This is a genomic window from Intestinibacter sp. (genome assembly GCF_034113885.1).
Lineage (GTDB): Bacteria > Bacillota > Clostridia > Peptostreptococcales > Peptostreptococcaceae > Intestinibacter.
On the sequence record NZ_JAXEWM010000057.1, the window covers coordinates 1 to 12,036 of the forward strand.

General features: G+C 29.2%; 11 protein-coding genes. 6 read left to right on the top strand and 5 right to left on the bottom strand.

What is annotated here, in order from left to right:
• Window positions 1-202: 202 nt before the first annotated feature.
• From SPD90_RS03525 to nikB, 5 genes are read right to left on the bottom strand one after another with little or no spacing between them, the layout of a single operon-like run.
• Entirely contained in the window at window positions 203-1,126 is a 924-nt protein-coding gene (locus SPD90_RS03525) for an ABC transporter ATP-binding protein (RefSeq protein WP_320924328.1), read from the bottom strand.
• The gene (locus tag SPD90_RS03530; protein WP_320924329.1) at window positions 1,123-2,079 is read right to left on the bottom strand and encodes an ABC transporter ATP-binding protein; all 957 of its coding nucleotides are present in this window, start codon (window positions 2,077-2,079) and stop codon (window positions 1,123-1,125) included. Before SPD90_RS03530 ends, SPD90_RS03525 begins: the two co-directional genes overlap by 4 nt.
• A gap of 14 nt (window positions 2,080-2,093) precedes the next feature.
• The gene (locus tag SPD90_RS03535; RefSeq protein ID WP_320924330.1) at window positions 2,094-3,644 is read right to left on the bottom strand and encodes an ABC transporter substrate-binding protein; all 1,551 of its coding nucleotides are present in this window, start codon (window positions 3,642-3,644) and stop codon (window positions 2,094-2,096) included.
• A 39-nt stretch (window positions 3,645-3,683) separates the two neighbouring features.
• Window positions 3,684-4,505, bottom strand: coding sequence for a nickel transporter permease (nikC, locus tag SPD90_RS03540; protein ID WP_320627304.1), 822 nt, complete (start codon window positions 4,503-4,505; stop codon window positions 3,684-3,686).
• The gene (gene nikB, locus SPD90_RS03545) at window positions 4,502-5,464 is read right to left on the bottom strand and encodes a nickel ABC transporter permease (protein WP_320924331.1); all 963 of its coding nucleotides are present in this window, start codon (window positions 5,462-5,464) and stop codon (window positions 4,502-4,504) included. Before nikB ends, nikC begins: the two co-directional genes overlap by 4 nt.
• Window positions 5,465-5,794: 330 nt before the next feature.
• Here nikB and SPD90_RS03550 point away from each other — a divergent pair, with 330 nt between their 5' ends.
• The 6 genes from SPD90_RS03550 (at window position 5,795) to SPD90_RS03575 (ending at window position 11,604) form a co-directional block, all read left to right on the top strand.
• Window positions 5,795-7,318, top strand: coding sequence for a class I SAM-dependent methyltransferase (locus tag SPD90_RS03550; RefSeq protein ID WP_320924332.1), 1,524 nt, complete (start codon window positions 5,795-5,797; stop codon window positions 7,316-7,318).
• A gap of 126 nt (window positions 7,319-7,444) precedes the next feature.
• Window positions 7,445-8,032: a class I SAM-dependent methyltransferase gene (locus SPD90_RS03555; protein ID WP_320627307.1), complete on the top strand. Its 588-nt coding sequence runs from the start codon at window positions 7,445-7,447 to the stop codon at window positions 8,030-8,032.
• Window positions 8,033-8,058: 26 nt separating this feature from the next.
• Entirely contained in the window at window positions 8,059-8,595 is a 537-nt protein-coding gene (locus SPD90_RS03560) for an ECF transporter S component (RefSeq protein WP_320924333.1), read from the top strand.
• 317 nt (window positions 8,596-8,912) lie between these two features.
• Window positions 8,913-9,890: a M14 family metallopeptidase gene (locus SPD90_RS03565; protein WP_320924334.1), complete on the top strand. Its 978-nt coding sequence runs from the start codon at window positions 8,913-8,915 to the stop codon at window positions 9,888-9,890.
• Between the two features lie 41 nt (window positions 9,891-9,931).
• Window positions 9,932-10,126 carry a hypothetical protein gene (locus SPD90_RS03570; RefSeq protein ID WP_320627310.1) on the top strand — a complete coding sequence of 65 codons (195 nt, stop codon included), beginning with the start codon at window positions 9,932-9,934 and terminating at the stop codon, window positions 10,124-10,126.
• Between the two features lie 119 nt (window positions 10,127-10,245).
• Complete coding sequence (locus SPD90_RS03575) at window positions 10,246-11,604, top strand: MATE family efflux transporter (protein ID WP_320627311.1); 1,359 nt, start codon at window positions 10,246-10,248, stop codon at window positions 11,602-11,604.
• The last annotated feature ends 432 nt before the right edge of the window (window positions 11,605-12,036 follow it).

Sequence of the window (12,036 nt, forward strand, 5' to 3'; positions counted from 1 at the left end):
ATTTGAATAATTTCATGAGTTCCTCCTTTTTAAATACATTCCCATATAGATTAAAATTATACTTATAGGTATACCTCTATAGGTATATAATACTTTCTATTTTTTTAAAAAACAATAGTTTATTTATTTTGTGGAAAATAAAAATACTGTTCTACAAAAGGTTTAATTCCTATATAGAGCAGTATTTTTTTAGATAAAATTGTTAATCATTATATAGATGACAACGTATGTTTCTATTGTTTATTTGTTTAATTTCTGGTTTTATAGAATTACATATTTCCATTCTATTTGGACACATTTCTTTAAATTTACATCCACCAGAATGTTGTAGTTTTTCATAGCTTATACTTTTATTCTCATCAATGTTATCTACTGTCATAATACAAGAGAGAAGTAGCTTAGTGTAAGGATGCATAGGATTTTCGAATATATCTTTTGCAGTACCGCTTTCAACTTCATTGCCTTTGTACATTACAAGAACTCTATCGCATAAATATCTTACTAATGTCAGATCATGAGTTATAAATATATATGACATGTTCATTTTATTTCTAAGGTCTACTAATAAGTCTATAATCTGAGCTTGAACTGATACATCTAGGGCACTTGTAATTTCGTCGCATATTAGAAGCTTTGGTTCAACTAAAATTGCCCTAGCAATAGCAGCTCTCTGACATTCTCCGCCACTTATTTTATTTATATATCTATCTGCATATTCAGGTTTTAAACCAACTAAGTTTAGAGCTTCATTTACTTTTTTATCGATTTCTTTTTTATTTAGACCCATTATATATTTAAGTCCAGCGCCTACACTAGTTTTTAGTTTTTTGCGTGGGTTAAATGAATCCAGTGGATTTTGAAATATCATTTGTATGTCTTTTCTTGTTGCCTGAAGCTCTGATTTATTCGCAGTTGCTAAATCTTTACCGAGAAAATTTATTTCTCCGCTATCAGGATTTAATAGTCTAACTAACATTTTAGCGATTGTACTTTTTCCACTACCGCTTTCACCAACTATACCGAGGCATTCTCCTTTATTTATTTGGAAGCTTATATTGTCTACAGCAGTAAAAGTTTTATTATTTTTTTCAAATGTTTTAGTAAGGTTTTTAACATCTAATATCATAGTATTTCTCCTAAATAAATTTTATTTTCCTCTGTAGCATGTAAACAGGATGTAAAATGTCCATTATCTACTTTTGTGAGTACAGGTTTTGTGATTTTGCATTTGTGTTCACTAACTATACATCTATCATAAAAAGGACATCCTTCTATTACTGAACCAAATTCAGGAATTCTTCCAGATATTCCTTTAGGAATGTCTCCATTTAGATTTGGAACAGATTTTAGTAGTTGTTTAGTATATTGATGGCGAGGATTTTGTAAAATTTCTTTTTTAGGTCCTATTTCAACTAAATGCCCATAATACATAACGCCTATTATATCAGCTATATTTGCTATAACACCCATATTATGGGATACCATTATTATACTTGTATTAAAATTATTTCTAAGCTCCTTAAGTGTTTGAACTACTTGGGCTTGAACAGTAACATCTAAAGCAGATGTGGGTTCATCAGCTAGAATTAACTTTGGCTTATTTATCATGGCTAGTCCAAGTGAAACTCTTTGATTTATACCGCCACTGAGTTCAAATGGATAGCTTTTTAGTATTCTTTCAGCATCTTCTAAGTGAAGGCTATTTAACAAGTTTACGATATTTTTATGTTTTTCTTTTTTATTTTCTTTGTTATTTTTCATAATTTCAAGAAATTGCTTTTCTATGATAGTTATAGGGTCTAGGTACAAAGTAGCTTGTTGAAATACCATTGAAATATCTTTGCTGTATATATTTTTATTTTCTTTTTTTAAAAGGTCTTTTTCATCGAAAATGATACTTCCATTGTCTATTTTGCCGTCATCTCCTAAAACTCCCATTATCGCCCTTAGTAGAGTACTTTTTCCACTGCCGCTTTCACCAACAATTCCTATTATTTCACCTTTGTTTATTGTTAAAGAAACATCCCTTACGATAGGGATATTATCGTAAGAGATGTTTAAATTATTTATTGTTAACAAAATTATAACCACTCCTATTCTTCTACATCTACATTAGCATCAAGAAGATAGTATTCAGATGGATTTGCTACACAGTTTTTAACTTTTTTATTCATAACATAAGTGTAATTAGCATGTCCTATACATATATAGCCGTAGTCATCCATTACTTTTTTAACTACATCGCTAGCTATTTCTTCGCGTTTTTTTGTATCAAACTCAACATCAAGTTGTTTAGCTAAATCATCGACTTCTTTATTGCTATATTTTCCGTAGTTACTACTTCCATCAGAAGTAAATGCTATATCTATAAAATATTGAGGATCTCCTGTTGGTAGCATAGTGAAGCTCCATAAAGCCATATCAAAGTTACCATTTTGGCATTCATCTGTCATATTTTCAACTATTTGAACATTTAATTCTATACCTATTTCAGCAAGTTCAGATTTTAAAGCTTCACAAAAAGTTGGAAGTTCAGCCTTAGTAGAGTATGTAATTGTATTTATACTAAGCTTTTTACCATCTTTGTCTAAGATACCATCGTTATCAGTGTCTTCATATCCTGCTTCTTTTAATACTTTTTTAGCTTCTTCTACATTATAAGTATTTCCTTCGCCAGCATAAGAAACATAGTCAGGATATAGACCTTTAGCAGATACAGAACCACCTTTATTTAAAACTTCGCTATAGTTATCTCTGTCTATACATAGACTTATAGCTTTACGAACATTGACATCTTTCATAATATCACTTTCGTGATTTATAAAGAACATTTGAGCTCTAGAACCAGGATTACTAGATATTGTATAATTGTCGTCGTTTTTATAATCTTCTAAGATAGTATTAGGCATAATTACAGCGACATCTACTTCGTTTGATTTAGTTGCCATATCAAGTGCACTTGTGTCAGCTAAAACTTTGAAAGTAGCGGAATCTAATTTTACATCTCCACCCCAATAATTTTCATTTTTAGCTACATCAAATTGTGTTTTTTCTTTGTAATTAGTTACTACAAATGGACCAGTGCATATTGGATTTGTATCACTGTTTTCCTTGTCATTTACATCTACTATTATTCCCATTGGTTCACACAAACTACATGGTAGACCTGGATTTGGATCTTTAGTTTTTATAGTAAGAGTTAATCCATCAGCTTCCATACTATCTATGTTGTAAAGTTCGACTGCACGAGGATTTTCTTTTATAGTATTTTGTAGTGATGCTTTAACAGCTTCTGCATCTACCTTATTTCCATTTGAAAAAGTTATTCCATCTTTCAATTTAAATACCCAAGTTGTATCATCAGTGTTTTCATATGAATCTACTAAAAATGGTTGGGCTTGTAGATTTTCATCTAGTTTTAAAAGAGTTTCTCCAACTCCATATCTAGATACATACCAACCATTCCAATCTAGATGAGGATTTAAGTTACCAGGACTTTGAGTGTCTGCAAATACTAAAGATTTTTTAGCACTTGAATCTGAGTTACTACCTGAAGATGTGTTACTATTACTACTGCATCCTGTTGCAAGGCCTAATGCCATGATTAAGGCACTTGAAACAGCTATTAATTTTTTTAATTTCATATGAAATTACCTCCTTTTTTATATTGAATTTAAATTTTACTATTGTTTAACATCAAATCTATCTCTTATCTCATCACCTAAAAGGTTAAATAAGAAAACAACTACTAATATGGCAATACCAGGTGATAGAATCATCCATGGTGCATTGTAGATATATTTTCTACCCTCATTCATCATAAGACCCCATTCAGGAGTAGGTGGTTGAGCTCCTAATCCTAAGAAGCATAAGCCAGCGATTTCAAGTATCATACCGCCTATATCTAACATAGCCATGACAAGAAGTGTAGGTGATATATTAGGTATAACATCAGTTAATATAATCTGATGGCTTTTGGCTCCGCATAATATAGATGACTTGATGTAATTAGATTCTTTAAGTGAAATAGTCAAGCTTCTCGCCATCCTAGCGTATTTAGTCCAGTTGATAATACAAATTGCAATTATTGTATTTTTTAAACTAGGACCTAGCATACCTGCTACAGCAATTGCTAATATTAGACTTGGGAAGGATTGTAGTATAACTGTGATTTTCATCAAAATATCGTCTACTATATTTCCATAATAGCCTGCAATTACACCTATTAGCATTCCAAATATAAATATGAAGCAAGTTATAATTAAGGATGAAAATAAAGAAGTTCTTATCCCACAAATAACTCTTGAAAAAACATCTCTTCCTAAGTTATCTGTACCAAAAAAATGAGTACTACTTGGAGGAAGGAGTGCTGTTGTTAAATCAGCTTTTATTGGATCGTAAGGGACTATTTTGTTGGAAAATAAAGCAATTAAAAATAGTGCCAAAATTAAAGTCGAATAGATTATAATCTTTATATTTTTTTTATTTGTTATTTTTTCTATCATTTTGACTTTTCACCTCTCTTATTTAATTTTAAGCGAGGATCAAACCAATAATAAGATTTGTCTGTGAGATAGTTTATTATTAAAAATATAAATGACATCCAAACGACATATCCTTGAACTACTGGATAATCTCTACTTGCAATGGCTTCGACTGCATACTTTCCAATTCCTGGCCACATAAAAACAGTTTCAACTATAGTTGCACCACCTAGTAAATTCCCAAGTGATAGACCAATCATTGTAGCAATTGGAAGAGCACATCCTTTTAAAACATGTTTAAATAAGATTTCATGCTTTGAAACACCGCGAACTTGAAGTCCTATGACATATTCTTTATTTAATTCCTCTAAGACAATACTTTTAGTTTGTCTTATAAATTTTGATGCTATACCAATAACCATAGTTATTGTGGGCAAAATAATTGCGCTAGGACCACTATTTGAGATTGGTAGCAGTCTAAATTTATAACAAACAAAGTACATAAGTACAAGAGCTATAAAGAAAGACGGCATAGATGGTCCAAATAGACTTAAAATTCTTATTATGCGTTCTGATATTTTATTGTTATTGGCAGCTGCGAATATTCCTATTGGCAGAGCTATAATTACCGAAATTATCAGCGATAATAATGCTAAGTATAAGGTGGCTGGTAATCTTGAAAAAATTTCTTGTGTAACGGGTCTATTATATTTTATAGATGTACCTAAGTTTCCAGTAGCAACTCCTTTTAACCAAATTGCGTATTGTTCTAAAAAAGATTTATTTAGACCCAATTCTTCTTTCTTTTGATTAATTACAGCTTCAGAAACTGCAGATCCGTTTGATGACATCATTATTTCAACAGGATCACCAGGAGATATATACATTAGAGCAAAAGATATAAATGTTATACCTAAAATTATTATAATGCCACTCGCTAATTTTTTTAGATTATCTACATTTATAATATTTTTTATCATAATCACTTCCTTTCTTACAAAAATAAAAAAAGCCCTATTACTGTTTCTAACAGCAATAGAGCCTTCATGACTCAATTATATATTATTAAATCTTGATAATATGGTAATATATTTGTAAAATTTTGTCAATTCGATTATGTTATATAGAAATTAAATAATTATTTAAGTGATTTATTACTAAAAATGATATATAATATACTTAGATATATTATTAACTAAAAAATAAATACAGATTGAGAATTAAATCCATGAAGGGTAGTTAATGTAGGAATGCATCTATCTTCATGGATTTTTTGTTTTATAGAATTTGATTGACTAGGGGGGAACATGATGGAATTAATAAATAAAGTAAAAAGAGAATGGGAATACCATGCTATAGGATACAGCAATATAATAAAGGATGAATTAGATAGTTTTAGAGTAGAAGCTTGGAGTAATTTAATTAATGAACAAATGGATTATAAAAAAGGATTAAATGTACTTGATATAGGATGTGGTCCGGGATTTTTTTCAATAATACTTTCGAAAGCTGGACATAATGTACTTGGCATCGATTGTACTGAAAATATGTTAAAACAAGCCGAAATAAATGCTAAAGAAAATGGTGTAAATCCTAAATTCATCCAAATGGATAGTCATAATTTAGAATTTGAAGATAATACATTTGATTTAATAATAAATAGAAATGTAACTTGGACATTATTAGATCCAGTTAAGGCATACACAGAATGGAAAAGAGTTTTAAAACCAAATGGAAAATTGCTAATATTTGATGCAAACTGGTTTTTAGATAAATACGATGAAGAATTAAAGATAGAAAATGATAGAAGAAGAATAGCATGTATCGAAAAATATGGATGTGCATACAGTTCTTTTGATGGACCAGAGGAATATATAGTAAAGGATAAATTTCCACTTGAAGATAAGGTTCGTCCACAATGGGATGAAATTGTCTTAAGTGAAATTGGGTTTAAGAATTTAATCTTAGAAAGAGATATAACAAATAGAGTATGGGATGATAAAGAAAAGCTATTATATGGAGCAACTCCTATGTTTATGATATCAGCACAAAAAATAGATGAAGATGCAAATTTAGATACAGAAAATATATCAAAATCTATAAAAAAATATTGGACAAATCGTTCACATACATATTCAAATGAAAATAACGCAGAATTACAATGCAATCAAGGGGGTATATGGACAGAAGCAATACTTGAAAATGTAGAAAAAGAAGGGCGTTTAAAAGTTTTAGATATAGGATGTGGTCCAGGGGAATTTTGTATATTGATGGCAAAAGCAGGACATGATGTTACAGGAGTTGATATGACGGATGCGATGCTGGCAAAAGCTAGATTAAATGCGCAAAAATACAATGTAGATGTGAATTTTGTATCTATGGATGTACAGAATCTAGAATTTGAAGATGAAACATTTGACTTAATTATATCTAGAAATGTAACTTGGAATCTACAAGACATACAAGGCTTTTTTGAAGGATGTAAGAGAATCTTAAAAAATGATGGAAGAATGGTGTATTTCGATGCAAACTGGTATTTATACTTATATGATGAAGAAGCTAGAAGATTAAAGGAGTTTGCTGATAATAGATATAAACATATTTATAAAAAAGAAAATGGATATGTTGTTAGCAATGTTTCTCTTACAAATGTAGCTTATGGGCTTCCAATGTCTAAAGTAAAGAGACCAAAATGGGATAGAGAAAATCTACCTAAATTTGGATTTGAAGTAATTAGAATAGACGAAAATATAAATGATAGAGTGTTAAATGAAGAAGAGCAAGTTAGATATTTTAGTACACCTTTGTTTACAGTAGTAGCAAAAAAATATTAAAAGATGTGTTTAGCAATTAAAATTAAATATAGAAACTAAATTAGTCCATGAAGGAGAAGGGTATAAAGATATCTTTTCATGGACTTTTTTTATTTTAAAAATATATAAATGTTAAGGAGGAAATTTATGAACCAAGTAGATTTTTTTAATTGTATAGCAAGGGATTGGGATAATATTACCAAAGTTGACGAAACAAAAATAAATTATCTTTTATCACAAATTGATATAAAGGAAGATGATTGTATATTAGATGTAGGAACTGGTACAGGTGTATTGATACCATTTTTAACCAAGCTAAGCCCTAAAGGAAAGATAAAAGCTGTAGATATATCATGTAACATGTTAGAAGTAGCAAAGGAAAAATTCAAAGATATAGATAATGTAGAGTTCAGTTTATTAAATGTTGAAACTGATAATTTAGATGAAAAATTTAATAAAATAGTACTTTATTCTATGTTTCCACATTTAGAAAATAAAACAAATACAATAAAAAAACTAGTACAAAATAATTTATTAGACTTTGGAAAACTTATTATAGCTCATTCGAATAGCAGGGAATATCTGAATAATATGCATAAAAATACAGACGAAAGAGTTAGCGAATCTCGACTTATTGATGTGAATGAGCAGAAGAAAATATTTGAAGATGCAGGATTAAAGGTAGAAAAAGCTTTTGAAGACGACAATATTTATTATTTAGTTTTAAATAAATAAATTAAAATTTTGAGGAGGAAATTTTCATGAAACAAAAAACTATAGGAACAAAACAATTAATTTTATCAGGATTATTTATAGCCTTTGGTATAATACTGCCTATGTGTTTCCACTTATTAAATATGGGTGGACCAGTATTTTTACCTATGCATATACCAGTTTTAATAGCAGGATTTTTACTTGGACCAGTTTGTGGTGCTATTGTTGGTGTTATAACTCCTATATTAAGTGGTCTTTTAACTAGTATGCCACCAATTCTTCCAACTATGCCTATAATGGCTTTAGAGCTTTGTGGTTATGGGCTTATTTCTGGGATTGTTTTTTCTACAACAAATAAAATTTATGTATCACTTATTTCTGCAATGGTTGTAGGAAGAATTTTTGCATTAGTTGGAGCTTTTATAGCATCAGTTACATTTGCACCGGATATAAATCCTATGATGTATATTGTAACAGCAATTACTACAGCAGTTCCAGGTATGGTGATTCAACTTATATTTATACCTATTTTGATTAAGTTCTTAGTATCAAATTCTGAAATAAGTAAATCTTTAGCATCTTAAGGTTTAGTTTTTTTAAAAAAATGTTACTTTTCAACTCCTATGTTTACAGTAGTTGCAGAAAAGTAGATTAAAAATATTTTACAAGTTAAAAAATTGGTTATAATATGATTTAATACGTTATATTGTATTTTTATAAAAATATAATAATTGATATTGAATTTGTAATCCATGAAGGATGAGTAAGTTGAACACGCTTATTTTCATGGATTTTTTTATAACGAAAAATTTTTGTATAACAAAATAGAATATGTAGAAATATAAGAATTATTATAAAATGATATATGAATACATGAAAATATATGAGGAGATATAACATAATGAAAAATGAGAGTTGGAGTTTATTGGGACATAATATAGGAAGAGGAGAAAAATTACACTTTATGGTGCATCCGTATGATGATAATTATGATATACCAGTTACTATAATAAATGGTGTCAATAAAGGTAAGACAATTGTTGTAAGTGCTGGCGTACATTCAGGTGAATATCCAGGAGTTGCAGCTTGCAGTATACTTTCAAAGCAAATAGATCCTTTAAAAGTAAATGGTCGCATTATAATTTTACACTGTATAAATACTCAAGGATTTTTCGCAAAACACGAAAGATTTGTGCCAGAAGATGGTGGCAATATGAATGGAGTTTTTCCTGGAGATAGAGAGGGAACAATTAGCAAAAGAATAGCTGCATTTCTTGAAGATAATATTATGAATGAGGCAGATTTTGTAGTGGATCTTCATAGTGGTGGAGGCGAAGAACCTTTGTTGCCATGTCTTTTCTTCCCTGTTGCAGCGAGTGAAGAGGTAAATAAGGCTTCATTAGAGGTGGCAAAGGCGACAACAATTAACCATTTGATTGCGTCAACTGCAAAGAATGGATTTTATAGTTATGCGACAACTAAAGGTATACCAGCAATATTGCTTGAAAGAGGAAATCTTAATAAATGTGAAAGAGAAGATTATGAAGCTTATGTTGAAGATATTTATTTGATTTTAGATTATTTTAAAGTGATGGATAAAAAAGATAAAAAGCCATTAGGGGTAAAATTTATCTGGAGAAAAACTGATTACATGACATGTGAACAAACTGGACTTTGGTATTCAGATGTAGAGGCAGGAATGATTCTTAAAAAGGGGGACTTAATAGGCTATGTTAAAGATTTCTTTGGAAATGTTTTAGGAGAGTATAGAGCTGTTGATGATTGTAGAGTTATGTATAATCATGTGGGCTTAATGATAAAGGAAGGTGGCGCTATAGGAGCATTTGGATTATTGAAAAATGTTGAAATTGTTGATTAATTATTTTTAGAAAAAATATTTAGCAATATATTAAATATAAATTGAAAAAGGGAAGAAAATATAATTTACCTAGCTATGCAGACGAAAAAGGAATTTCAGAAAAGAAACCGAGAGATGATTCAGCAGATACTAAAAGGATAAAACAATTAGAAAAAGATTTAAAAAAGGCTGAAAAGCAAATTAAGGTAGAAAGGGAGAATGTGGAAATCTGTATACCTTTATGGATTTTTTTATAACAAAATAGAATATATATATATTAGCGTATATTGTTGTAAAATAATAGATGTAAGTAGATAAAATAACATTATTTACATAAATTTATATTGAAAAATAATTTTAAAATCGGAGGATATATATGGCAGTAACTCAAATGACAGAAGGCAATATTTCTAAAAAGCTTGTATTTTTTGCTGTTCCAGTTTTAATATCTAATTTATTCCAGCAACTGTATAACACTGTAGATACTGCGATTGTAGGTAGATTTGTAGGGGCAAACGCATTAGCAGCAGTTGGGACTTGTAATTTAGTAATTGTATTTATGATTTATTTTTTTATAGGCTTATCTAATGGTTCAAGTGTAGTTTTATCTCAGGCTTTTGGAGAAAATGATAATGAAAAAATATTTAAAACTGTACATACTACTATGGGATTAAGTGTGATTTCAGGGATAGCTTTGATGACGATAGGTTTATTGTCAGCGGAAACTATATTGAAATGGATAAATACACCTGACGATGTAATAGGATATGCAATTACATATATTAAGATTTATTTCCTAAGTATGATTCCTATGATGGTTTTTAATATGGGGACAGGTATACTTAGGGCTGTTGGAGATTCTAAGACACCTCTTTATTATCTAGCGGTTTCAGGTGTTGCAAATATAATTTTAGACTTAATATTTATAGTCCAATTTAAATTTGGAGTAATGGGGGCAGCACTTGCGACTACAATATCACAGACTATATCAGCTGTTCTTATAATGATAAAATTAATCAAATCAAATGAAATTTATAAACTTCATATAAGTAAGATTAGAATTGATTTTGATATATTGAAGAAAATTTTAGTGATAGGAATACCTACTGGATTACAATCAGTTTTAGTTTGTTTTTCTAATATAATAGTGCAGTCAAAGGTAAATCTATTTGGATTAAATGTAATGGCGGCGCTTTCTATTTACTATAAGGTAGAAGGATTTATTTATATGCCTATAGAAGCTATGGCGATGGCAATCAGCAATTTTATAGGACAAAATATAGGTGCTAAAAACCTTGAAAGAGTAAAAAAAGGCAAAAAGCTTAGTATGAGAATTTGTGTAGTTATGACAGTTTTAATAGGAGGCTTAATAATGCTTCTTCATACTCCTATATTGAAGATTTTTACAACAGATGAAAAGGTAATTTATTATGGAACACAGTTTATATTATTTATAATACCGCTTTATTTTATTTATGCGATGAATCAGATTTTATCTGGAGTTTTAAGAGGAGCAGGTCAGACCTTTATTCCTATGGTAATAGGGCTTGTGTGTATGTGCGGGCTTAGAGTTGGATGGCTTGTAGTTATGATCGGTATAGTGAAGGATGTAAGGATTATTTATGCTAGTTATCCACTGACATGGATATTTACTAATATATTTATGAGTATTTATTACTATAAGGGGAAATGGATGGAAAAGTCAATTTCTAATGAAAATTTGAAAACTGTATAAAATTTAAAATAAAAAATATCTCCAGTTTTGTTTTTAAATGGAGATATTTTTTATTGTTTAGTTAATATGCTCTTTTATTATTTCTTGTACTCTTTGAGTATCTATTTTAGTAAGTTTAGATATTTGCTTTTCATTTATGTAGCCAAAATAAGGATTTTATACATAGTTATATTTTGAAAAATTATGTTGATAATCCGATATTTATATTAGATAACACCACTTTACAAGTAATTAATTTTTAAAAAATTTTAAAATAAAAATAACTGAGCATCCATTTTGTTTTATTATATAAGTAACCACACAAAATAATAAAATAAGGAGCTCAGTTATATGCGTATTAATTATAAATCTACTTTTAAAACTATAAAAAAATATTTATCATCTTATAGAAACATTTTTTATAAGCGTAGCTTTGAAATATTTATTCTTATA